General features: G+C 72.7%; 19 protein-coding genes. 17 read left to right on the forward strand and 2 right to left on the reverse strand.

Annotation, left to right across the window (positions count from 1 at the left end; translation table 11 throughout):
• Positions 1 to 13: 13 nt before the first annotated feature.
• Complete coding sequence (gene pafA, locus ASD18_RS15525; RefSeq protein WP_056094063.1) at positions 14 to 1,375, forward strand: Pup--protein ligase; 1,362 nt, start codon at positions 14 to 16, stop codon at positions 1,373 to 1,375.
• Positions 1,376 to 1,466: 91 nt separating this feature from the next.
• Complete coding sequence (locus ASD18_RS15530) at positions 1,467 to 2,351, forward strand: FKBP-type peptidyl-prolyl cis-trans isomerase (protein ID WP_056094066.1); 885 nt, start codon at positions 1,467 to 1,469, stop codon at positions 2,349 to 2,351.
• Here ASD18_RS15530 and ASD18_RS15535 read toward each other — a convergent pair.
• Complete coding sequence (locus ASD18_RS15535; protein ID WP_056094068.1) at positions 2,348 to 2,995, reverse strand: TIGR03085 family metal-binding protein; 648 nt, start codon at positions 2,993 to 2,995, stop codon at positions 2,348 to 2,350. The genes ASD18_RS15530 and ASD18_RS15535 overlap by 4 nt on opposite strands.
• A 187-nt stretch (positions 2,996 to 3,182) precedes the next feature.
• On the opposite strand from ASD18_RS15535, the gene ASD18_RS15540 reads away from it, so the two are divergent.
• The 15 genes from ASD18_RS15540 to pyk all read left to right on the forward strand — a co-directional run bounded on the left by ASD18_RS15540 (position 3,183) and on the right by pyk (position 22,504).
• A complete protein-coding gene (locus ASD18_RS15540) occupies positions 3,183 to 4,979 on the forward strand; it encodes an ABC transporter ATP-binding protein (RefSeq protein WP_082574184.1) in 1,797 nt (598 codons plus the stop codon).
• Positions 4,976 to 6,796: an ABC transporter ATP-binding protein gene (locus ASD18_RS15545; RefSeq protein ID WP_056094076.1), complete on the forward strand. Its 1,821-nt coding sequence runs from the start codon at positions 4,976 to 4,978 to the stop codon at positions 6,794 to 6,796. The genes ASD18_RS15540 and ASD18_RS15545 overlap by 4 nt, the downstream gene beginning before the upstream one ends.
• 52 nt (positions 6,797 to 6,848) lie before the next feature.
• Complete coding sequence (gene hisI, locus ASD18_RS15550) at positions 6,849 to 7,250, forward strand: phosphoribosyl-AMP cyclohydrolase (protein WP_056094079.1); 402 nt, start codon at positions 6,849 to 6,851, stop codon at positions 7,248 to 7,250.
• Positions 7,247 to 8,815, forward strand: coding sequence for an anthranilate synthase component I (locus ASD18_RS15555; RefSeq protein ID WP_056094081.1), 1,569 nt, complete (start codon positions 7,247 to 7,249; stop codon positions 8,813 to 8,815). The genes hisI and ASD18_RS15555 overlap by 4 nt, the downstream gene beginning before the upstream one ends.
• Positions 8,812 to 9,402 (forward strand): Trp biosynthesis-associated membrane protein, encoded by a 591-nt coding sequence (locus ASD18_RS15560; RefSeq protein WP_056094084.1) that lies wholly within the window; start codon positions 8,812 to 8,814, stop codon positions 9,400 to 9,402. The genes ASD18_RS15555 and ASD18_RS15560 overlap by 4 nt, the downstream gene beginning before the upstream one ends.
• A gap of 91 nt (positions 9,403 to 9,493) precedes the next feature.
• Positions 9,494 to 9,799, forward strand: coding sequence for an HGxxPAAW family protein (locus tag ASD18_RS15565; protein WP_056094087.1), 306 nt, complete (start codon positions 9,494 to 9,496; stop codon positions 9,797 to 9,799).
• A 58-nt stretch (positions 9,800 to 9,857) separates the two neighbouring features.
• Complete coding sequence (locus ASD18_RS15570) at positions 9,858 to 10,373, forward strand: DUF4190 domain-containing protein (RefSeq protein ID WP_056094090.1); 516 nt, start codon at positions 9,858 to 9,860, stop codon at positions 10,371 to 10,373.
• A gap of 1 nt (position 10,374) precedes the next feature.
• The gene (locus tag ASD18_RS15575; protein ID WP_056094093.1) at positions 10,375 to 10,848 is read left to right on the forward strand and encodes a DUF2752 domain-containing protein; all 474 of its coding nucleotides are present in this window, start codon (positions 10,375 to 10,377) and stop codon (positions 10,846 to 10,848) included.
• Between the two features lie 136 nt (positions 10,849 to 10,984).
• Complete coding sequence (trpC, locus tag ASD18_RS15580) at positions 10,985 to 11,797, forward strand: indole-3-glycerol phosphate synthase TrpC (protein WP_056094097.1); 813 nt, start codon at positions 10,985 to 10,987, stop codon at positions 11,795 to 11,797.
• On the forward strand, positions 11,794 to 13,110 hold the full coding sequence (gene trpB, locus ASD18_RS15585) for a tryptophan synthase subunit beta (protein ID WP_082574125.1): 1,317 nt from the start codon (positions 11,794 to 11,796) through the stop codon (positions 13,108 to 13,110). The genes trpC and trpB overlap by 4 nt, the downstream gene beginning before the upstream one ends.
• Entirely contained in the window at positions 13,107 to 13,919 is an 813-nt protein-coding gene (trpA, locus tag ASD18_RS15590; protein ID WP_056094099.1) for a tryptophan synthase subunit alpha, read from the forward strand. Before trpB ends, trpA begins: the two co-directional genes overlap by 4 nt.
• A complete protein-coding gene (gene lgt, locus ASD18_RS15595) occupies positions 13,916 to 14,797 on the forward strand; it encodes a prolipoprotein diacylglyceryl transferase (protein WP_056094104.1) in 882 nt (293 codons plus the stop codon). Before trpA ends, lgt begins: the two co-directional genes overlap by 4 nt.
• A 150-nt stretch (positions 14,798 to 14,947) precedes the next feature.
• Positions 14,948 to 19,513 (forward strand): glutamate synthase large subunit, encoded by a 4,566-nt coding sequence (gene gltB, locus ASD18_RS15600; RefSeq protein WP_056094107.1) that lies wholly within the window; start codon positions 14,948 to 14,950, stop codon positions 19,511 to 19,513.
• Positions 19,506 to 20,972 (forward strand): glutamate synthase subunit beta, encoded by a 1,467-nt coding sequence (locus ASD18_RS15605; RefSeq protein WP_056094110.1) that lies wholly within the window; start codon positions 19,506 to 19,508, stop codon positions 20,970 to 20,972. The genes gltB and ASD18_RS15605 overlap by 8 nt, the downstream gene beginning before the upstream one ends.
• A 95-nt stretch (positions 20,973 to 21,067) precedes the next feature.
• Positions 21,068 to 22,504 (forward strand): pyruvate kinase, encoded by a 1,437-nt coding sequence (pyk, locus tag ASD18_RS15610; RefSeq protein WP_056094112.1) that lies wholly within the window; start codon positions 21,068 to 21,070, stop codon positions 22,502 to 22,504.
• 61 nt (positions 22,505 to 22,565) lie between these two features.
• Here the strand turns inward: pyk and ASD18_RS15615 are convergent, their stop codons facing one another.
• Positions 22,566 to 23,144 carry a TetR/AcrR family transcriptional regulator gene (locus ASD18_RS15615; RefSeq protein ID WP_056094115.1) on the reverse strand — a complete coding sequence of 193 codons (579 nt, stop codon included), beginning with the start codon at positions 23,142 to 23,144 and terminating at the stop codon, positions 22,566 to 22,568.
• Positions 23,145 to 23,162: the final 18 nt, after the last annotated feature.

A 23,162-nucleotide genomic window follows, 5' to 3' on the forward strand; every position in this document is an offset into this window, starting at 1 on the left:
AGGGAGCACGGCGATGGACAGGCGGATCTTCGGCCTGGAGACGGAGTACGGCGTGACGTGCGCCGCCCAGGACGGTCGCGGGCTGTCGGCCGACGAGGTCGCGCGCTATCTCTTCCGCAAGGTCGTCGCCTGGGGTCGCTCGTCCAACGTCTTCCTGCGCAACGGGTCGCGCCTGTACCTCGACGTCGGCTCCCACCCCGAGTACGCCACCGCCGAGTGCGACGACGTCCGGCAGCTGGTCACGCACGACCGTGCCGGCGAGCGCATCCTCGAGGGGCTCGTCGCGGACGCGCAGCAGCGGCTCGAACACGAGGGCCTGCCCGGCACGATCCACCTGTTCAAGAACAACACCGACTCCGCGGGCAACTCCTACGGCTGCCACGAGAACTACCTCGTGCGCAGGCAGGGGGACTTCTCGCGGCTGTCGGACGTGCTCGTGCCGTTCCTCATCACGCGCCAGATCCTCACGGGTGCGGGCAAGGTGCTCACCACGCCGCGCGGGGCCGTCTACTGCCTGTCGCAGCGCGCGGACCACATCTGGGAGGCGGTCTCCAGCGCCACCACCCGGTCCCGGCCGATCATCAACACGCGCGACGAGCCGCACGCGGACGCCGAGCACTACCGCCGCCTGCACGTGATCGTGGGCGACTCGTCGATGTCCGAGACCACCACGATGCTCAAGGTCGGCACCACCGACCTGCTGCTGCGGATGATCGAGGCCGGCGTGCCGATGCGGGAGATGGCCCTCGAGAACCCGATCCGCGCGATCCGGGAGATCAGCCACGACCTCACCGGCATGCACCCGGTGACCATGGCGAACGGGCGGACGGTCACCGCGATCGACCTGCAGGAGGAGTACCTCACGCGGGTGACGGACTTCCTGGCCTCCGAGGGCGGTCCGAGCCCGGAGAACAAGCAGGTGCTCGACCTGTGGGAGCGCGGGCTGCGCGCGATGCGCACCGGCGACCTGACGCTCGTGGACCGCGAGCTGGACTGGGTGATCAAGTACAAGCTCATCGAGCGGTACCGCGCCAAGCACGACCTGGAGCTGTCGGACGTCCGGGTGCAGCGCCTGGACCTGGCGTACCACGACATCTCCCGCACGGAGGGCCTCTACAACCTGCTGGCCGCCAAGGGCATGGTCGAGAGGGTGACCACCGACCTGGAGATCTTCGAGGCCACCGCCGTGCCGCCGCAGACCACCCGGGCCAAGCTCCGGGGTGACTTCGTCCGCGCCGCGCAGGACGCCCGCCGCGACTACACCGTCGACTGGGTGCACCTCAAGCTCAACGACCAGGCCCAGCGCACCGTCCTGTGCAAGGACCCGTTCCGGAGCGTCGACGAGCGGGTGGACCGGCTCATCGAGTCCATGTAGCACCGGCCCTACAGCACGGCGCCGTACAGTGTGGCGGCCTGGATACAGCCCGACGCGCCCGCGCCGGGTCCCCGCTGCGGGAAGGAACGACGTGCGACGACTGCAGGGCCGAGCCCTGGTCGCCGGTCTGGCGATCGCGCTGGTGACCCTCGCGGGGTGCACCACCCCGGAGACCGAACCCGCCGCGGTGACGGTGTCGGGGGAGCCCGGCGAGGCGCCGACGATCACCTACGTGACGCCGTTGCAGGTCGACGAGACGCGCACGGAGCAGATCTGGCCGGGCACGGGCGCCGAGCTCGTCGAGGGAGCGCCGGTGCTCATCGACTTCTGGCTCGAGGACGCCACCGATGCGTCCCTGGTCAAGGAGAGCTACTCGTCCAACCCGACGGCGATGCTCCTGACGGAGGAGGACCTCGGCACGGACCTGTACGAGACGCTCCGCGGGCAGCAGGTCGGGGCACGGCTGCTCCAGGTGAGCCCGGGCAGCGGCTCGGGCGCGTCGGACTACCCGACCGTGACGGTCGTCGACGTGCTGCCCACCCGGGCGGAGGGTGAGCCCGTCCCACCGGTCCCGAACCTCCCGGTGGTGACGCTCGACGCCACGGGGGCCCCGTCGATCACCCCGACCGGGACCGAGCCGCCGACGACCCTCGTCGCTCAGCCGCTGGTCCGCGGCTCCGGCGAGCAGGTGGGCGCCAGCGACGTCGTGACCGTGCAGTACACCGGCTTCGCGTGGACGACCGGCGAGGCGTTCGACTCCACGTGGTCGCACGGGCTCCCGGTCTCGTTCTCGCTCCAGGACGTCCAGGCCTGGGCCGAGGGCCTGGTGGACCAACCGGTGGGCAGCCAGGTGATGCTGGTCGTCCCGCCCACCTACGCGCTCGGGGTCACCGACAGCGAGGAGCTGGCCGGTCAGACGGTGGCCTTCGTGGTCGACATCCTGGCCACCGGGCACCCGGAGCAGGCTGCCGGCTAGCGCGAGGGCAGGACCTTCTCGATCGTCGCGACGTCGGTGCGCTCACCGTCGATCGCGATGTCGGCGGCGGCCCCGCGCCCGAACAGGTAGAGCGCGACCTCGCCGACCTCGCCGTGGACCACGACGGTGCCGTGATCTCCCTTCGGGGAGCGCAGGTGGTGGCGGACGCCGTCGCCGCGGACGAGGACGACGCCCACCGGGACCTTGCGCAGGCGCAGCCCTCCTGTGCGCTTGAGCTGGTTCCACAGGGCCTCGACGAGGTCGGGGTCGACCTCACGCGCCGCCACCGGTCCGGCGCCCCGGCGCACGTCCTCGGTGTGCACGAAGAACTCGATGACGTTCCTGGTGTCGGCGACCCAGGCGGCCGGGTGCCACGCCGCCGGGCGGTCGGCCACGCGGGCCACCAGGTCGCGGTACGAACCCTCGGTCGTCGCCTGGTCGGCGAGCGCCGCGATCCTGCTCTCGGCGAGCGCCGCGAGGGCGGGCACGGCGATCCCCGCACCGACGACGGGGTTGCGCTCCCGCAGCACCACGTGCGCGGCGAGGTGGCGCGCCTGCCAGCCCTCACAGAGCGTCGGTGCGTCGGGGGTGACGTCGCGGAGGGCCTGCGCGAGCTGCTCGCGTTCGATCTCGTGCCAGGTCATCCCCGCAGGATCGCACGCGAGCGGGGGCGCCGCGTGACGGGTAAGCGCTCGCACCCTCGTGAGAGGATGACGGCACCCCCACAGCTCCACGGAAGGTCCTGTCGTGCCCTCGCGAGACGCGTCACCGAGGTCGGTGGCACTCACCGGCTCCGTCCCTCGTCGGGCGTTCCAGCTGATCGGCCGGGGGATGCGCGCCCACCCCGGCACGTACGCCCTGGCCGTCGGCACGTCCGCGATCTTCGGGGTGCTCACGGTGGTGGTGAGTCGTGTGCTCGGCGCGGTGACGGACCAGGTGGTCGTCCCCGCGCTGGCGGGATCGGCGCAGGCGCGCGACCGGATCTGGCTGGCGGGCCTCGCGATCGCCCTCGTCGCCGTGACGCTCGCGGTGACGGTCGCCGGACGGCGTATGTTCGCCGGCAAGGGATACGCCCTGATCCAGGAGGACCACCGCGCGGCGGTGACGCGGCAGTACCTGCGCCTGCCCATGTCGTGGCACCGGCAGCACCCGACCGGCCAGCTCCTGTCGAACGCCAGCGCCGACGTCGAGGCCGCGACATCGATCTTCAACCCGCTGCCCTTCGCGATCGGCGTCGTGGTGATGCTCGTCGTGGCCACCGTCGAGCTGCTGCGCACCGACGTCTGGCTCGCGCTGGCGGCGCTGGTGGTGCTGCCGCTGGCGGTCATCGCCAACGTGGTGTTCCAGAACCGGATGTCGCCGGCGGCGATCCGCGCGCAGCAGCTGCGCGCCGACGTGGCGGACATCGCGCACGAGAGCTTCGAGGCGGCAGTGCTGGTCACGTCGCTCGGCACGGAGGCACGGGAGGAGGCCCGGTTCGCGGAGCGGGCCGCGCAGCTGCGGGACGCCAACGTGCGCGTGGGCGTCGTGCGCGCGCTGTTCGACCCCGTGATCGACCTGCTCCCCAGCCTCGGCACCCTGCTCGTGCTGGTCGTGGGCACGGTGCAGATCCGCGCCGGGCGGGTGGACACCGGGGACGTGGTCGCGGCCGCGTACCTGCTCACCCTGCTCGCGGTGCCGGTCCGCGCCTTCGGCTGGGTGCTCGGTGAGCTGCCGCGCGCGCTCGTCGGCTACGACCGGATCGCCCGCGTCATCGACTCGCACGGGGCCCTGAGCGTGGGGACCACACCGTGGGCGCCGTCCGGGGGAGCGCGCGTCGAGCTGCGGGACGTGGGCCGTTCGGTCCCGCTGCCCGGCGGCGGGGACCTGGAGCTGCTGCACGAGATCGATCTCGACGTGCCCGCGGGCCGCACCATCGCGGTGGTCGGACCGACCGGCGCCGGCAAGACGACGCTCGTGTCGCTGGTGAACCGGCTCTACGACCCGTCGCACGGGTCGGTGCACGTCGACGGCCTCGACCTGCGCGACGTCCGCCCCGCCGACCTCGCGCGGCACGTGGCCCTCGTCTCGCAGTCCACCTTCGTGTTCGAGGACACCGTGCGCTCCAACGTGACGCTGGCCGACGACGGCGAGCCCGGGTCCCCGGACGACGACGCCGTCTGGGCCGCGCTGCACCTGGCCCGGGTCGACGACGTCGTCCGCGCACTGCCCGGTGGGCTGGACGCCCCGCTCGGGGAGCGCGGTGCCAACCTCTCCGGCGGCCAGCGGCAGCGCCTCGCGCTCGCCCGTGCGCTGGTCAGGAACCCGGCCGTCCTCGTCCTGGACGACGCGACCTCCGCCGTCGACCCGCGCATCGAGCAGGCGATCCTGCGCGGCCTGCGCGGCGACGGCGACGCGGCGAGCCCCACGGTGCTCCTGGTCGCCTACCGCATGTCGTCCGTGCTGCTGGCCGACGAGGTGGTGCACGTCGACGGTGGCCGCGTGATCGACCGCGGGACGCACGACGAGCTCCTGGAGCGCGACCCGGGCTACCGCGAGCTGGCGACGGCCTACGAGCAGGAGACGGCGCGCCGCGCGGCGGAGGTCGCGGACGAGGAGGCCCTCGAGGTCGTGGAGGACCGGGCATGAGCGAGCAGCAGAGCACGGACCACCGCCTCGCCCCGGCCAGCACCCTCGGGGTGCTGGCGACGCTGCGTCGCGGGATCCAGGTCTCCCCGCAGCTGCTGGTGGGCTGGCAGCTCACGGTGCTGCTCGCCGTCATCGCGTCGATCGGCCGCGTGCTCGTGCCCATCGCCGTGCAGCAGACGGTGGACACCGGGATCCTCGCCGACGGTGGACCGGACGTGCCGCGCGTCGTGGCGCTCGCCGGCTTGGCTGCGCTGGGACTGCTGCTCGGCGCGGTGTGCTCGGCCTACGTCAACGTGCGGCTCTTCCGCTCGAGCGAGAGCGGTCTCCTCGCGCTGCGCACCCGCGCGTTCCGGCACGTCCACGACCTGTCGGTGCTCACGCAGAACACCGAGCGACGCGGGTCGCTGGTCTCGCGCGTGACGTCGGACGTCGACACGATCTCGCTGTTCGTCCAGTGGGGCGGCATCATGCTGCTCGTCTCGGTCCTGCAGATCGCCGTGGCGACCGTGCTCATGGCGGTCTACTCCTGGCAGCTGACCCTGATCGTGTGGGCGGGCTTCGTCCCCCTGTTCCTGGTGCTGCAGCCGCTGCAGAAGCGGGTCAACGCGCGCTACACCGCGGTGCGGGAACGCGTCGGCGCGATGCTGGGCTCCATCTCGGAGGCCGTCGTCGGCGCCGAGACGATCCGCTCGTACGGCGTGGCCGGGCGTACGCAGCGCCGGATCGACGCGGCGATCGGCGCCACCCGCGCGTCGATGGTCCGCGCGCAGAACCTGGTCGCCGCGGTGTTCTCGAGCGGCGTGCTCGTGGCGAACCTGGTCCTCGCGCTGGTGGTCGTCGCCGGCACGTACCTGGGCATCGCCGGCGAGATGTCCGTCGGACGGCTGCTCGCGTTCCTGTTCCTCGTCCAGCTGTTCACCGGACCCGTGCAGATGGCGACCGAGATCCTCAACGAGCTGCAGAACGCCGTCGCGGGGTGGCGCCGGGTGCTCGGCGTGCTGGAGACACCGATCGAGGTGGTCGACCCCGGCACCTCGGGCGTGCCCAGCCCTCGTGGTCCCGCGCACGTCGAGCTGCGCGACGTCGGGTTCGCCTACCCGGACGGCCCGCCGGTGCTGCGGGGCGTGGACGTCGCGATCCCCGCGGGGGCGTCGGTGGCGGTCGTCGGGGCGACCGGCTCGGGCAAGACGACCATCGCCAAGCTGGTGGCGCGGTTCATGGACCCGACCAGCGGCTCCGTGCTGCTCGACGGGGTGGACCTGCGCGACATCCCCGTCGCGGACCTGCGACGCCGGGTCGTCCTCGTGCCGCAGGAGGGGTTCCTGTTCGACGGCACGCTCGCGCAGAACGTGGCGTACGGGCTCCGGCACGAGGACGGGACGACGGCCGCACAGGACGACGACGTGCGGATCCGTGCGGCGGTCGAGGCGCTCGGTCTGGACGGCTGGGTGGACGAGCTCGCCGACGGCCTCGACACCCCGGTCGGCCAGCGCGGCGAGTCGCTGTCGGCGGGGGAGCGACAGCTCGTGGCCCTCGCGCGCGCCTACCTGGCCGAGGCGGACCTCCTGCTGCTCGACGAGGCGACCTCCGCGGTCGACCCTGCGACCGAGGTCCGGATCGCGCGCGCCCTCGACTCGCTCACGCGGGGGCGCAGCACGCTGACCATCGCGCACCGGCTGTCCACGGCCGAGGCGGCGGACACGGTCGTCGTGGTCGACGCGGGCCGTGTGGTGGAGGTCGGGCACCACGACGACCTCGTCGCGCGCGACGGCCACTACGCGGCGATGCACGCCGCCTGGGTGTCGCAGACCCGGTGACCGGGCGGTGGACGGGTCCGTGCCCGTCGCTGCTGCGTGGCAGGATCGGGACGTGCCTTCCAGCCCCACCGAACCCCTCCTCGATCCCGCCGTCGCCGAGCGCCTGAAGCGCGACGACCACGGCCTGGTGGCGGCGATCGTGCAGCAGCACGACTCGCGCGAGGTCCTCATGCTGGGCTGGATGGACGACGAGGCGCTGCGCCGCACGCTCACCACCGGCCGGGTCGTGTTCTGGAGCCGGTCGCGCCAGGAGTACTGGCGCAAGGGCGACACGTCCGGGCACGCGCAGTTCGTGAAGTCCGTGAGCGTCGACTGCGACGGGGACGCGCTGCTGGTCGAGGTGGACCAGGTGGGCGCCGCCTGCCACACCGGCGCCCGCACGTGCTTCGAGGCGGGCGGCCCGCTGCCCGTCGTCGTCGGAACCCGCCCCACCGAGACTGGAGGACCGCTGTGACCGCCCCCGCCGTCCCGACCGACGTCGCCGTCGCCGTGGTTCCCTGGGGGACCACGTGGCCGTCGCTCGAGGCCTTCCGCGGGCTCGCGCGCGACCGTCGGGTCGTCCCTGTGGTGCGGCGCCTGCTCGCGGACGACGTGACACCCGTCGGGCTGTACCGCACGCTCGCCGCCGGGCGGCCGGGGACGTTCATCCTCGAGTCGGCCGAGGCCGACGGGAGCTGGGACCGCTACTCGTTCGTGGGCGTGCGGTCGCGCGCCACGCTGACCGTCCGGGACGGCTCGGCGGTCTGGGTCGGGGACGTCCCGGTCGGGGTCCCGACCGAGGGCGACGCCCTGGACGTGCTGGAGCGCACGCTCGACGCGCTGCGCACCCCGTCGATCGCGGGCCTGCCGCCCCTGACCAGCGGGCTGGTCGGCGCGCTCGGGTGGGACATCGTGCGGCACTGGGAGCCGACCCTGCCCGCGAACGCCCCGGACGAGCTGGGCGTCCCGGAGCTCACGCTCCTGCTGGCCACCGACCTCGCGGTCGTCGACCACCACGACGGCTCGGTCTGGCTGATCGCCAACGCCATCAACTTCGACGACACCGACGAGCGCGTGGACGACGCGCACGCGGACGCGGTCGCCCGGATCGACGCGATGGAGGCGGCGCTGCTGCAGCCCGCCGAGTCGGCCGTCGCGGTGCTGGCGGACGTCGCCGAGCCCGAGCTCTCGTTCCGGACCACGCGCCCGGAGTTCGAGGCCGCGGTGCGTACCGGCCAGGAGGCCATCCACGAGGGCGACGTGTTCCAGGTGGTCATCTCGCAGCGGCTGGACCTGGACTGCCCGGCGGAGCCGCTCGACGTCTACCGGGTCCTGCGCACCATCAACCCGAGCCCGTACATGTACTACCTGCAGCTCCAGGACGCCGACGGGCGGGACTTCGCCGTCGTGGGCTCCAGCCCGGAGACGCTGGTGAAGGTCACGTCGGGGCGGGTCGTCACGTTCCCCATCGCCGGGTCGCGCCCCCGCGGCGCCACCCCCGACGAGGACCGCCGCCTGCAGGACGAGGTCCTCGCCGACCCCAAGGAGCGGGCCGAGCACATCATGCTGGTCGACCTGTCCCGCAACGACCTGGTCAAGGTGTGCGAGCCGGCGAGCGTCGAGGTCGTCGAGTTCATGGCGGTCAAGCGCTACTCGCACATCATGCACATCTGCTCGACCGTCGTCGGTCGGCTGCGCGAGGGCGCGACGGCCCTGCAGACGCTCGTCGCCACGTTCCCGGCGGGCACCCTCTCGGGCGCTCCGAAGCCGCGCGCGATCGCGCTCATCGACGAGATCGAACCGGCCCGCCGCGGCATCTACGGCGGCACCGTGGGGTACTTCGACTTCGCCGGGGACATGGACATGGCGATCGCCATCCGGACCGCGCTGATCCGGGAGGGGCGCGCGAGCGTCCAGGCTGGCGGCGGGATCGTCGCGGACTCGGTGCCGGCGCTCGAGTACGAGGAGTCGCGCAACAAGGCCGCCGCGGCCGTCCGGGCGGTGCAGATCGCCTCCCGGCTGCGGCGGGCGGGCGCGTGACGGTTCCGGCGCACGCCGCCCCGCCGCGTCGGTCGGGGCGTGGCCGCGCCGCCGGGCTGCTGCTCCTGCTCGCCGGCCTGACCGCCCTGGTCGCCGTGCCCACGTGGTTCACGACGACCGGCACGACCGCGCTGCAGGGCACCGTGACCGTGCAGGCCGCGGGCTCCCAGGTGGCACCCGCGATCCTCGCGGCCGCGGTCGCGATCCTCGCCGCGGTGGCCGCCGTGGGGCTGGTCGGTCGCGCCGGGCGCTGGGTGGTGGCGGCCGTCGTCGTCGCGTGCGGCGTGCTCGTCGTCGGGACCACCCTCGGCGTGCTCGGGGACCCGGAGGCGGCGGTGATCCCCGTCGTCGCGGCGGAGACCGGCGTGGGCAAGCTCGCCGGGCCGGTGACGACGAGCGTCTGGCCCTGGCTCGCCGTCGCGGTGGGGGTGCTCGACGTCCTCGCCGGGGTGTGGCTCGTCGTCGCGTCCCGTGCGTGGTCCGGACCGTCGCGGAGGCACGAGAACGTCGCCGACGCGCCGACGCCGACCACACCCGACGAGCGGTCCGACTGGGACGCTCTCACCAGGGGCGACGACCCGTCCTGACGTGCGGTCCGACTCGTCCGTCCCGTGCCGGGCGACGTCCCGCTGGTCGGATAGGGTTGAGCGCAGAACCGAGCACGGAGGGCACCCACTGATGGCTGACGACACCCTGGCGCACCGCGCACAGAACGCCACGACGACCGAGGCGATGCACCTGCCGCCGACGGCCGCACCGACCAACCACGGCAAGACGCTCGCCGCGTGGTTCACCACGTACGGCGTGGTGATCGCGTTCGTCGTCGCCGCCCTCGGCGTGCTGTTCGCGCTGGTGTGGCTGTTCTGGGTCGGCATCGCCCTGGTCGCCCTCGTGCTGATCGGCGGCAAGGTGCTGCAGGCCTCCGGCCACGGCCAGGGCGGCGCCAAGACGCAGGCCCGGCAGGCACGCACCGGCGGGCACTGACCCGCCTCGTTCCACCGCCACCCGGGAAGCGGATGGCGCCCGCGACCCAGGAGGACCGATGTCGACCCCCAACGAGCCGCAGAACCCGTACGGCAGCGGAGAGCCGCAGCCGCCGCAGGACCCGACCGGGGTGCCGCAGTACCCGGCAGCGCCCCCGCCCCCTCCGCAGCCGCAGTACCCGTCCGCGCCGTACCCGGCGGCCGGAGGCACGCCGCAGTACCCCGCTGCCACGCCGTACGGCTCGGCTCCCGGCTACCAGCAGCCCGCCCCGGGATACGGCGGCGGGTACGTCTACCCGAAGAACAGCCTCGCGGTCTGGTCGCTGGTCCTCGGCATCGTGTCGTTCGTGCTGTCGTGCGGTCTGTTCACCGGCATCCCCGCGGTGATCGTCGGCAACAACGCCAAGAAGGCCGTCGCCCGCGGCGAGGCCAACAACGGTGGCATGGCCACCGCGGGCATCATCCTGGGGTGGATCGCGATCGTGCTGTCGATCCTCGGGATCATCCTTTTCGCCGTGCTCATCTCGTCCAACCCGGACTGGTTTGAGACGTACAACGACACCTACTCGAACTGACGTGACGACCGTCGACGACGGTCCGCCGCCTCAGCCGACCGGCCCGCCCCCGACCGACGCACTCGCGCCGGCGGCGGCGGGCCGTCGTGCGTCGGTGCGCGGTCCGCTCGTCGCCGGGGCCGTCGCCGTCGCGGCGACCGTCGTCCTCGCGGTGCGGGACCCGCACGCCACCGGCAGCTACGGCGTGTGCCCCCTGTACACGCTCACCGGTCTGTGGTGCCCGGCGTGCGGTGGCCTCCGCGCGACGCACGACCTCGCGCACGGCGACCTCGCGGGGGCGTGGTCGATGAACCCGCTCTGGGTGCTCGCCGTCCCCGTGGTGGTCGCGCTCTGGGGTCGGCTGGTGGTGCTCCGCGCCCAGGGACGCCCGGTGCGGCCGGCGCCGGCCCGGGCCGCGTGGTCGTTCCTGGTGGTGATCGTCGTGTTCGGGGTGCTGCGCAACGTGCCGGCGCTCGCGCCGTGGCTGGCGCCCTGACGGACGGGGATGTCCAGTACGCGGCCTGTGGTCGGGGTCACTCCCGGACCGCCCTACGATGTGGCGCAGGGCCACAACCGCGTTCGGTATCGAGCAGAGTGGTCCGGAATCGACCGGGGGAGAAGGTGAGTTGTCGATGACCGTGCTGGACGACATCGTCGCGGGAGTCAGGCAGGACCTCGCCGTCCGGGAGCAGGCCACGCCGCTCGCGACGGTCAAGGAGCGGGCGCGCCGCCGCGAGTCGGCGATCGAGTGCGTGGGTCGCCTGCGCGCGGAGGACGCGGTGCGGGTGATCGCCGAGGTCAAGCGGTCCAGCCCCAGCAAGGGCGCACTGGCGACCATCAAGGACCCCGCGGCCCTCGCCGCCGAGTACGAGAAGGGCGGCGCGGCCGTCATCTCGGTGCTCACCGAGGAGCGCCGGTTCCACGGCTCGCTGGCCGACCTGGACGCGGTCCGTGCGCGGGTGGACATCCCTGTCCTGCGCAAGGACTTCATCGTCACGCCCTACCAGGTGTGGGAGGCGCGCGCGCACGGCGCCGACCTCGTGCTGCTCATCGTCGCCGCGCTCGAGCAGACCGTGCTGGAGTCGCTCGTCGAGCGCGTCCACTCGCTGGGCATGACCGCGCTCGTCGAGGTGCACGACGCCGAGGAGGTCTCTCGCGCCGCCGACGCCGGTGCGCGCGTGATCGGCGTGAACGCCCGCGACCTGCGCTCGCTCGAGGTGGACCGCACCACGTTCGCCCGGGTGGCCCCCGCCATCCCGTCGCACATCGTGAAGATCGCCGAGTCCGGTGTCCGCGGCCCGCACGACGTCATGGACTACGCCCGTGCCGGTGCCGACGCGGTGCTGGTCGGCGAGGCGCTGGTCACGGACGACGCCCCGCGCGAGTCGGTCGCCGACCTCGTGGCCGCGGGTGCGCACCCGTCCCTGCGGGCGGTGCGGCAGTGACCGGTCGGCCCACCGTCGGCCCGCTCTCGGACAAGCTGCTCGAGGCCACGGCCGGTGGCCCCCTGTCCACGCACGCCGGACCGTACTTCGGGGAGTTCGGCGGGCGGTTCGTGCCGGAGGCGCTCATCGCCGCGCTCGACGAGCTGGACACCGAGTACCACAAGGCGTTGACGGACCCGGCGTTCGGCCGCGAGCTCGCCCGCCTGCACCGCACGTACACCGGTCGGCCGAGCCCGCTCACCGAGGTGCCGCGGTTCGCCCAGCACGTGGCGCCCGGGGTGCGGGTGTTCCTCAAGCGCGAGGACCTCAACCACACCGGCTCGCACAAGATCAACAACGTGCTCGGGCAGGCCCTGCTGGTCAAGCGCATGGGCAAGACGCGCGTGATCGCGGAGACCGGCGCCGGCCAGCACGGCGTCGCGACGGCGACCGCGGCCGCGCTCCTCGACCTCGAGTGCGTCGTGTACATGGGCGAGGAGGACACCCGCCGGCAGGCGCTGAACGTGGCGCGCATGAAGCTGCTCGGCGCCGAGGTCGTCCCGGTGTCCATCGGCACGCGGACCCTCAAGGACGCGATCAACGAGGCGCTGCGCGACTGGGTGGCCAACGTCGAGACGACGCACTACCTGCTGGGCACCGTGACGGGGCCGCACCCGTTCCCCGAGATGGTGCGCGACTTCCACAAGATCATCGGCGAGGAGGCCAGGGCCCAGCTCCTCGAGGAGATCGGCCGGCTGCCCGACGCCGTCGCCGCGTGCGTCGGCGGTGGCTCGAACGCGATGGGCATCTTCAACGCGTTCCTCGACGACCCGCAGGTGCGGCTGTTCGGCTTCGAGGCCGGCGGTGCGGGCATCTCGTCGGGCCGGCACGCCGCGCGGTTCTCGGGCGGACAGCCCGGGGTGCTGCACGGTGCCAAGTCGTACCTGCTGCAGGACGAGGACGGCCAGACCCTGCCCAGCCACTCCGTCTCGGCCGGCCTCGACTACCCGAGCGTCGGGCCCGAGCACGCGTGGCTGCACGACATCGGTCGCGCGGACTACCGGCCGGTGACGGACGACGAGGCCATGGAGGCGTTCCGGCTCCTGTGCCGGACCGAGGGCATCATCCCGGCCATCGAGTCGGCGCACGCCCTGGCGGGAGCGATCCAGCTGGGCGAGGAGCTGTCCGGCTGGACCGGTGACGACGGCCACGACCCCGTGCTGCTGATCAACCTGTCCGGGCGCGGGGACAAGGACGTGGCCACCGCCGCGGCGTGGTTCGACCTCATCGAGGACGAGCCCGTGGTGCTGGCCGACCAGGGAGAGCAGCTGTGAGCGGTGTGGTCGCGGTCCGGTCGCAGGTGGCGGAGCATCTCGACGCCCTCGGACGCGCAGCGCTGATCGGCTACCTGCCCGTCGGCTACCCGTCGGTCGACGGCTCCGTCGCGGCGGTCCGGACCATGGTCGACGCGGGCGTGGACATCGTCGAGCTCGGCGTGCCCTACAGCGACCCGGTGATGGACGGCCCGGTCATCCAGCGCGCGGTCGACGCGGCGCTGGCCGGCGGTACGCGCGTCGGCGACACCATCCGCGCCGTCGAGCAGGTGGCCGGCCGCGGCGCCCCCGTGCTGGTCATGACGTACTGGAACCTGGTGCTGCGGTACGGGGTGGACGCGTTCGCGCGGGACCTCGCCGCAGCCGGCGGGGCCGGCCTGATCACTCCCGACCTCATCCCCGACGAGGCGAGCGACTGGATCGCCGCCTCGGACACGCACGGGCTCGACCGGGTGTTCCTCGTGGCGCCCAGCTCGACGCCCGAGCGCCTGGCCTCGACCGCCGCCGCGTCCCGCGGGTTCGTCTACGCCGCCTCGACCATGGGCGTGACGGGGGAGCGCACCACGCTGGGCAACCGCGCCGAGCAGCTGGTCGCGGACACCCGTGCCGCCGGCGCCGAGCACGTGTGCGTCGGCCTCGGCGTGTCCCGTCCGGAGCAGGCGGCGGAGGTCGCCGGGTACGCCGACGGCGTCATCGTCGGCTCGGCGCTGGTGCGCGCTCTGCTGGACGCGCCCGACGAGGCCGCGGGTCTCGACGAGCTCGCCCGGGTCACCTCCGCCCTCGCCGACGGCGTGAGGTCCGCCCGATGACCGCGCTGTTGCCGCTCGCCATCCCGAGCCCGTCGCAGGGCACGTGGCACCTCGGCCCCTTCCCGCTGCGCGCCTACGCGTTCGCGATCCTGCTCGGCATCGTCGTCGCGCTCTGGATGACCCGACGCCGCTGGATCGAGCGGGGCGGCGACCCGGACACCACCCTGGAGATCGCGTTCTGGGCCGTGCCGTTCGGCATCGTCGGCGGACGGATCTACCACGTCATCACCTCGCCGGACGCGTACTTCGGCGTCGGCGGGGAGCCGATCCGCGCCCTGTACATCTGGGAGGGCGGCCTCGGGATCTGGGGTGCCGTGGCCTTCGGTGGCGTCGGCGCCTGGATCGGCGCGCGTCGCCAGGGTGTCCGGCTGGCCCCGTGGGCCGACGCGCTCGCTCCGGGCCTGCTCGTGGCGCAGGCGATCGGCCGGCTGGGCAACTGGTTCAACCAGGAGCTCTTCGGCGGTCCGACCACCCTGCCGTGGGGCCTGCGCATCGACCCGGCGAACATGCCGGTGGGTGACCCCGCGGGCACGCTGTACCACCCGACGTTCCTGTACGAGATGGTCTGGAACCTGGCGGGCGCGGCCCTGCTGATCTGGCTCGACCGCAAGCTCCGGCTCGGCTACGGCCGCGTGTTCTGGCTCTACGTCGTCATCTACACCACCGGACGGCTCTGGATCGAGCTCCTCCGCATCGATCCGGCCGAGCACGTCCTGGGCCTACGGATCAATGTCTGGACGTCGATCATCGTCGGTCTCGGAGCGCTGGTAGCGTTCGTGGTGGTCGGGCGCCGGCACCCAGGACGTGACACGACCCTCCTGCTGGCACCCCCGACCGTGCAGGACGACGAGGAGATCGCGACCGATCCCGCCCGCTGACCCGCGGGTCCCGGTCGCCCCGCTCCGCACGACGATGCAGGCGGTCCGCGGACTGCGCTGTATGGTCACCAGACCTGGGCCGACGACGTCCCGCGTTCCCCTTGTTCGTGCAATTCCCCGACCCCGTCGGGGACCGTGAGGACGGTGCAGATGTCGACGTCGCCCGCGAGCCCTGGCGCACAGCGCGCGCCGCTGCCGCAGGGTCTCTACGACCCTGCAGCCGAGCACGACGCGTGCGGATTCGCGTTCGTCGCCACCCTGCGCGGGACGCCCGGACGAGACATCGTCGACGCGGGCCTGACCGCCCTGCTCAACCTCGACCACCGCGGCGCCGTGGGTGCCGAGGAGGACAGCGGCGACGGCGCGGGCATCCTCACCCAGATCCCGGACGCGTTCCTGCGCGACGTCGTGGACGCGGAGCTCCCCCCGGCGGGCTTCTACGCGATCGGCATGGCGTTCCTCCCCGTCGACGAGACGGAGCAGCGGCTGGCCGTCGCGGCGCTGGAGTCGATCGCCGCCGAGGAGAAGCTCGACGTGCTCGCGTGGCGTGAGGTCGTCGTGACGGCGGACCTCGTCGGTCCGACCGCGCGCGCCTCCATGCCCGTGTTCCGCCAGCTGGTCGTCGCGGACCCGTCGCGCGAGCTGTCGGGGATCGCCCTGGACCGCCGCGCCTACCGGCTGCGCAAGCGCGCCGAACGTGAGCACGGCCTGTACTTCGCGTCGCTGTCCGCCCGCACCATCGCCTACAAGGGCATGCTCACCACCGGTCAGCTGGAGCCGTTCTTCGCGGACCTGTCCGACCCGCGGTACGCCTCCGAGATCGCCCTGGTGCACTCGCGCTTCTCCACCAACACGTTCCCGTCGTGGCCCCTGGCGCAGCCGTTCCGGATGATCGCCCACAACGGCGAGATCAACACCGTCCGCGGCAACCGGAACTGGATGGCGGCGCGCGAGGGCACGCTCGCCAGCGAGGAGCTGGGCGACCTGGCGCCGCTGCTGCCGGTCTGTACGCCCGGCGGCTCGGACTCCGGCAGCTTCGACGAGGTGCTCGAGCTCCTGCACCTGTCGGGCCGGACGCTGCCGCACGCGGTGATGATGATGATCCCGGAGGCGTGGGAGAACCACGCCCAGATGGACCCCTCACGGCGCGCGTTCTACGAGTACCACTCGACGCTGATGGAGCCGTGGGACGGCCCGGCGGCGATCACGTTCACCGACGGCACCCTGATCGGCTCGGTGCAGGACCGCAACGGCCTGCGGCCCGGTCGGTACTGGGTGACCGAGGACGGGCTCGTCGTGTGCGCGTCGGAGGCCGGCGTGCTCGACATCGACCCCGCGACGATCGTCGCCAAGGGTCGGCTCGAGCCCGGTCGCATGTTCCTGGTGGACACCGGCAAGGGCCGGATCATCGACGACCAGGAGATCAAGTCGTCCCTGGCCGCGCAGCGTCCGTACGCCGAGTGGGTCCGTGACAACTCGGTGTTCCTCCAGCAGCTGCCCGAGCGCGAGCACGTGGCGCACTCGGCCGCCTCGGTCCGCCGCCGCCAGCGCGCGTTCGGGTACACCGAGGAGGAGCTGAAGATCCTGCTCAGCCCCATGGCCGCGGCCGGTGCCGAGCCGCTGGGCGCCATGGGCTCCGACACGCCCGTCGCGGTGCTGTCGACGCGGCCGCGGATGCTCTTCGACTACTTCACGCAGATGTTCGCGCAGGTGACCAACCCGCCGCTGGACGCCATCCGCGAGGAGCTGGTGACCGCCATCGGTGGCGCGATCGGCCCCGAGCCGAACCTGCTCGAGGACGGCCCGGGTCACGCCCGCAAGCTGATCCTGCCGTTCCCCGTGATCGACAACGACCAGCTGGCCAAGATCGTGCACGTGGCCAAGGAGCCGGCGCTCGGCTTCCGGGCGACCCTGATCCGCGGCCTGTACAAGGTCAGCGGCGGGGGAGAGGCCCTCGAGCAGCGTCTCGAGGAGATCTTCGCCGAGGTCGACGCGGCCGTCGCCGACGGGGTGAGCTTCCTCGTGCTCTCGGACCGGAACTCCGACGCCGACCTGGCGCCGATCCCGTCGCTGCTCCTGCTCTCCGCCGTGCACCACCACACGCTGCGCCGGCACACCCGCACGCAGATCTCGCTCGTCGTCGAGGCCGGTGACGTGCGCGAGGTGCACCACGTGGCCCTGCTCATCGGCTACGGCGCGGCGGCGGTCAACCCGTACCTGGCGATGGAGACCGTGGAGGACCTTGCGCGCCACGGCTACCTGCCCGGCGTCGCGCCGGAGAAGGCGGTCGCCAACCTGATCAAGGCGCTCGGCAAGGGCGTGCTCAAGGTCATGTCCAAGATGGGCATCTCGACGATCGCGTCCTACCGCGGTGCGCAGGTGTTCGAGGCGATCGGGCTGTCGCAGCCCCTGGTCGACAAGTACTTCACCGGCACCACCAGCCGGCTCGGCGGCATCGGCCTGGACGTCATCGCGGCCGAGGTCGCCGCGCGGCACGCCGACGCCTACCCGGCGAGCGGCAACCGGCAGGCGCACCTGCGTCTCGCGGTCGGCGGCGAGTACCAGTGGCGTCGCGACGGCGAGGACCACCTGTTCGACCCCGAGACGGTGTTCCGCCTGCAGCACTCGACGCGGACGCGGCAGTTCGACGTGTTCCAGCAGTACACCAACCGGGTGGACGAGCAGTCGTCGCGCCTGATGACCCTGCGCGGGCTGCTGGCCTTCAAGGACGGCGAGCGCGAGCCCGTGCCGCTGGACGAGGTCGAGCCGGTCAGCGAGATCGTCAAGCGGTTCAACACCGGCGCCATGTCGTACGGGTCGATCTCGATGGAGGCGCACGAGACCCTCGCGATCGCCATGAACAGCATCGGCGGCAAGTCGAACACCGGCGAGGGCGGCGAGGACCCGGAGCGCCTGCACGACCCCGCGCGCCGGTCCGCGATCAAGCAGATCGCCTCCGGTCGGTTCGGCGTGACCAGCGAGTACCTGACCAACGCCGACGACATCCAGATCAAGCTCGCCCAGGGCGCCAAGCCCGGCGAGGGCGGTCAGCTGCCCGGCAACAAGGTGTACCCGTGGATCGGGCGGACCCGGCACTCGACGCCCGGTGTCGGCCTCATCTCGCCGCCGCCGCACCACGACATCTACTCGATCGAGGACCTGGCGCAGCTGATCCACGACGCCAAGAACGCGAACCCGCGCGCCCGGATCCACACCAAGCTCGTCAGCGAGTTCGGTGTCGGGACCATCGCCGCGGGCGTCGCCAAGGCGCACTCCGACGTGGTGCTCATCTCGGGTCACGACGGCGGCACCGGGGCCAGCCCGCTCACGTCGCTCAAGCATGCCGGCACCCCGTGGGAGATCGGCCTGGCGGAGACCCAGCAGACGCTGGTGCTGAACAACCTGCGCGACCGCGTGGTCGTCCAGGTGGACGGTCAGCTGAAGACGGGTCGCGACGTGGTCATCGGCGCGCTGCTCGGTGCCGAGGAGTTCGGCTTCGCCACGGCCCCTCTCGTCGTGTCGGGCTGCATCATGATGCGCGTCTGCCACCTCGACACCTGCCCCGTGGGCGTCGCCACGCAGAACCCGGAGCTGCGCGCGCGGTTCACCGGCAAGCCGGAGTTCGTCGTCACGTTCATGGAGTTCATCGCGCAGGAGGTCCGGGCGCTGCTCGCCCAGCTCGGCTTCCGCACGCTGCTCGAGGCGGTCGGCCACGTCGAGCTGCTCGACACGCGCGCCGCGATCGACCACTGGAAGGCCTCCGGCCTCGACCTGGCCCCGGTGCTCGCCGTCCCGACGCCCGTCGCGGGCTCGGAGCTGCACCGCACGAAGGACCAGGACCACGGTCTCGACCGCGCGCTGGACAACCGGCTGATCGCGCTGGCGCAGGACGCCCTCGAGCGCAGCGAGCCGGTCCGCATCGACCTGCCGGTGCGCAACGTCAACCGGACGGTCGGCACCATGCTCGGCCACGAGGTGACCAAGCGGTTCGGCGGCGCCGGCTTGCCCGACGACACCATCGACGTCACGCTGACGGGCTCGGCCGGCCAGTCGTTCGGCGCGTTCCTGCCTCGGGGCATCACGCTGCGGCTGTTCGGCGACGCCAACGACTACGTCGGCAAGGGGCTGTCCGGCGGCCGGATCGTCGTGCGCCCCGACCGCAACGCCGCCCTGTCCAGCGAGCACAACGTGGTGGCCGGCAACGTCATCGGCTACGGCGCGACGACCGGGCAGATCTTCCTGCGCGGGCTGGTCGGCGAGCGCTTCGGCGTCCGCAACTCCGGCGCGACCCTGGTGGTCGAGGGGGTGGGCGACCACGGCTGCGAGTACATGACCGGCGGCACGGTGCTCGTCCTCGGCCGGACCGGCCGGAACTTCGGCGCCGGGATGTCGGGCGGCACGGCCTACGTGCTGGACCTCGAGCCGGACCTGGTGAACACCGACGCCCGGCGCACCAAGGAGCTCGCGCTCGACCCGCTGGACGACGAGGACGCCCGCCTCGTCGAGCGCCTCCTGCGCGCCCACCTCGATGAGACCGGGTCGCCCGTGGCTGCCCAGCTGCTCGAGGACCTCCCGTCCACGCGGGCGCGGTTCACGCGCCTGCTGCCCACCGAGTACGCCCGCGTCCGCCGTGCGCTCGCCCAGGCCGAGGCCGACGGTCTCGACCCGGCCGCGCCCGGCGTGTGGGACCAGATCCTGGAGGTGGCACGTGGCTGACCCCCGCGGCTTCCTGAAGGTGCGGGACCGTGAGCTCCCGCCCAACCGCCCCGTCGAGGTGCGTCTGCGCGACTGGAAGGACGTGCACGAGCACCTCCAGGACGGTCAGCCGTACCTCAAGGAGCAGGCGGGCCGCTGCATGGACTGCGGCATCCCGTTCTGCCACAACGGCTGCCCGCTCGGGAACCTCATCCCGGAGTGGAACGACCTGGTCTGGCGCGGTCAGTGGTCGGACGCGATCGACCGCCTGCACGCGACCAACAACTTCCCGGAGTTCACGGGCCGCATCTGCCCGGCACCGTGCGAGTCGAGCTGTGTGCTGGGCATCAACCAGCCGCCGGTGACGATCAAGAACATCGAGGTCTCGATCATCGACGAGGCCTTCGAGCGCGGGTACGTGACCCCGCAGGTGCCGCAGCGCCTCACCGGGCACACGGTCGCGGTCGTCGGCTCCGGCCCGGCCGGGATGGCCGCCGCGCAGCAGCTGACGCGGGCGGGGCACACCGTCGCGGTGTACGAGCGCGACGACGCCATCGGGGGTCTGATGCGCTACGGCGTGCCCGACTTCAAGCTCGAGAAGATCCACATCGACCGCCGGCTGGCGCAGATGGAGGCCGAGGGCACGCGGTTCCGCCCGGGCGTCGAGGTCGGTCGCGACGTCACCTGGCCGCAGCTGCAGGCGCGCTACGACGCGATCGTCATCGCCACCGGGGCCACCGTGCCGCGCGAGCTGAAGGTGCCCGGCAAGGAGCTCGGCGGCGTGCACGTGGCCATGGAGTTCCTGCACCAGGCCAACGCGGTCGCCGCGGGCAAGCCGGTCGCGGACCAGATCACCGCCGAGGGCAAGCACGTCATCATCATCGGCGGCGGCGACACCGGCTCGGACTGCCTCGGCACCGCGCTGCGCCAGGGGGCTGCGTCGGTGACCACCCTCGCGATCGGCAAGCGTCCGCCGGAGGACCGCCCCGCACACCAGCCGTGGCCGACGGACCCGATCCTGTTCGAGGTGTCGTCGTCGCACGCCGAGGGCGGCGAGCGGGACTACCTCGCCTCGACGGTCGAGTTCCTCGGCGACGAGGCCGGCAACGTGCGCGCCCTGCAGCTGGCCACGACGCAGTACCTGTCCGACGGACGCCGCGTGCCGACGCCGGGCACGGAGCGCGAGATCCCGGCCGACCTGGTGCTCGTCGCGATGGGCTTCACCGGCCCGGAGGTCGACCCGCTCACCGCGCAGATCGGCATCGAGCTCACCCCGCGCGGCCTGGTCACGCGCTCCGACGACTACGCGACGACCGTGCCGGGCGTCTTCGTGGCGGGGGACGCCGGCCGCGGCCAGTCGCTCATCGTGTGGGCGATCGCGGAGGGCCGTGCGGCTGCCGCGGCCGTCGACACCTACCTCTCCGGCAGCACCGAGCTGCCCTCCCCGGTCACCGCCAGCACCGTGGCGCTGCGCCCCTGAACCCCACCTGACCGCGGTCCTCTACCGGCCGGCCACGGTGGTCGGACGGGACTTTCGGTCCGGCCGAGAAACAATGAAAGGCATAGGCTCGCTTCATGCGTAGAGCAAAGATCGTCTGCACCATCGGCCCCGCCACAGAGTCCGCGGAGCAGATCCAGGCCCTCGTCGACGCCGGCATGGACGTGGCGCGGTTGAACCGCAGCCACGGCTCCACGGAGGTCCACAAGGCGGTGTACGACAACGTCCGCGCCGCCGCGCAGGCGTCCGGTCGGTCCGTCGCGGTCCTCGTCGACCTGCAGGGTCCGAAGATCCGCCTCGGTCGGTTCATCGCGGAGAAGCACGACCTCGCGGTGGGCGACACGTTCACCATCACCACCGAGGACGTCCAGGGCACCAAGGAGCTCGTCTCCACCACCCACAAGGGTCTGCCCAACGACGCCCGCGTCGGTGACCCGATCCTCATCGACGACGGCAAGGTCCTGGTCCGCGTGACCGCCGTCGAGGGCCCCCGCGTGGTGACCCGCGTCGAGGTCGCCGGCCCGGTGTCCAACAACAAGGGCCTCAACCTGCCGGGCGTGGCCGTGTCCGTCCCCGCGATGAGCGACAAGGACGAGGAGGACCTGCGCTGGGCCCTCAACGTCGGCGCCGACATCATCGCCCTGTCGTTCGTGCGCTCCGCCGCCGACTACGACGACGTGCGCCGGATCATGGAGGAGGAGAACCGGGTCATCCCGGTGATCGCCAAGATCGAGAAGCCGCAGGCCGTCGAGAACCTGGCCGAGATCGTCGCCGCGTTCGACGGCATCATGGTCGCCCGCGGTGACCTGGGCGTCGAGCTGCCGCTCGAGCAGGTTCCGCTCGTCCAGAAGCGCGCGGTCGAGCTGGCCCGCCGCAACGCGAAGCCCGTCATCGTGGCCACGCAGGTGCTCGAGTCCATGACCACCAACCCGCGCCCGACCCGCGCCGAGACGTCGGACTGCGCCAACGCGGTGCTCGACGGCGCGGACGCGGTCATGCTCTCGGGCGAGACCAGCGTCGGGGACTACCCGATCGAGACCGTGCGCACGATGGCGCGGATCATCGAGGCGACCGAGGAGATGGGCCGGGAGCGCATGGCGCCCCTCGGCTCCACCCCGCACACCCGCGGTGGCGTGATCACCCGGGCCGCGGCGGAGATCGGCGAGGTGCTCGACGTCAAGTACCTGGTCACGTTCACGCAGTCGGGTGACTCGGCCCGCCGCATGTCCCGCCTGCGCTCGAACATCCCCCTGCTCGCCTTCACGCCGGCGGAGGACGTGCGCAACGTCCTGTCGCTCAGCTGGGGCCTGCAGACCTACCGCGTGCCCGCCGTCGAGGACACGGACGCGATGGTCAACCAGGTCGACTCGACCCTGCGCGCCAACGGTCTCGCGGAGATCGGCGACTACGTCGTCGTCGTCGCCGGTGCGCCGGTGGGCGTCGTCGGCTCGACCAACTCGATCGTCGTGCACAAGATCGGCGACGAGGAGAACTCGAGCGGTCGCATCGCCTGACGCACCGCTCTCGCCCTACCCGGTCGGCCCCGCGCGCACTGCGCCGGGGCCGATCGGCGTCTCAGGCCGGTGCCCCCGTGAGGTCGGCGAGCAGGCGGCCCGCGGCCGTCTCGAACCGCGCCGGGTCGCCGTGGGAGCGGGCGACGAGCATGGCGCCCTCGAGGCCGCCGACGATGATCCGGGCCGCCTCGTCCGACGGGCCGGTGAGCCGCAGGGCGCCCTGCTCGCGGCCGTCGTCGAGCACCCGCTCGAGCCACGCCTCGTTGTCGTCGAAGAACGTGGTGACCGCGGCGCGCATGGGCGCGGGGAGCGTGGGGTACTCGGCGGCAAGCATGCCGCACAGGCACATCCGCTGGTCGCGCAGGACGTCGGTGTAGAGGGCCACGTAGGCGTCGAGCTTGCGGCGCGCGTCGTCGGGCCGCTCGGCGATCGAGGTGAGCGCCACGGCGAACCGCTCGGCGTAGCGGCGGATCAGTGCCTCGCCGAGGTCGGCCTTCGTCGCGAAGTGGTAGTGCAGGCTCGGCTTGGCGATGCCCAGCTCGGAGGCGACGTCGGCGTAGCTGAACCCGTTGAAGCCGCGCGTCTGGACCAGGCGCTCGGCCACGTCGAGGATCCGCGTGCGGGTGTCGGTCGGGGTCATGCCTGCATCCTCCGTCGG

It is taken from the genome of Cellulomonas sp. Root137 (assembly GCF_001426725.1).
Lineage (GTDB): Bacteria > Actinomycetota > Actinomycetes > Actinomycetales > Cellulomonadaceae > Cellulomonas.

Bases quoted from the DNA above. Each gene is read 5' to 3' on its own strand.
- pyk (WP_056094112.1), top strand. From the start codon at position 21,068: ATGCGTAGAGCAAAGATCGTCTGCACCATCGGCCCCGCCACAGAGTCC.
- lgt (WP_056094104.1), top strand. From the start codon at position 13,916: ATGACCGCGCTGTTGCCGCTCGCCATCCCGAGCCCGTCGCAGGGCACG.
- ASD18_RS15615 (WP_056094115.1), bottom strand. From the start codon at position 23,144: ATGACCCCGACCGACACCCGCACGCGGATCCTCGACGTGGCCGAGCGC.
- ASD18_RS15570 (WP_056094090.1), top strand. From the start codon at position 9,858: ATGTCGACCCCCAACGAGCCGCAGAACCCGTACGGCAGCGGAGAGCCG.
- ASD18_RS15540 (WP_082574184.1), top strand. From the start codon at position 3,183: ATGCGCGCCCACCCCGGCACGTACGCCCTGGCCGTCGGCACGTCCGCG.
- pafA (WP_056094063.1), top strand. From the start codon at position 14: ATGGACAGGCGGATCTTCGGCCTGGAGACGGAGTACGGCGTGACGTGC.
- ASD18_RS15545 (WP_056094076.1), top strand. From the start codon at position 4,976: ATGAGCGAGCAGCAGAGCACGGACCACCGCCTCGCCCCGGCCAGCACC.
- ASD18_RS15565 (WP_056094087.1), top strand. From the start codon at position 9,494: ATGGCTGACGACACCCTGGCGCACCGCGCACAGAACGCCACGACGACC.
- trpC (WP_056094097.1), top strand. From the start codon at position 10,985: ATGACCGTGCTGGACGACATCGTCGCGGGAGTCAGGCAGGACCTCGCC.
- ASD18_RS15535 (WP_056094068.1), bottom strand. From the start codon at position 2,995: ATGACCTGGCACGAGATCGAACGCGAGCAGCTCGCGCAGGCCCTCCGC.
- gltB (WP_056094107.1), top strand. From the start codon at position 14,948: ATGTCGACGTCGCCCGCGAGCCCTGGCGCACAGCGCGCGCCGCTGCCG.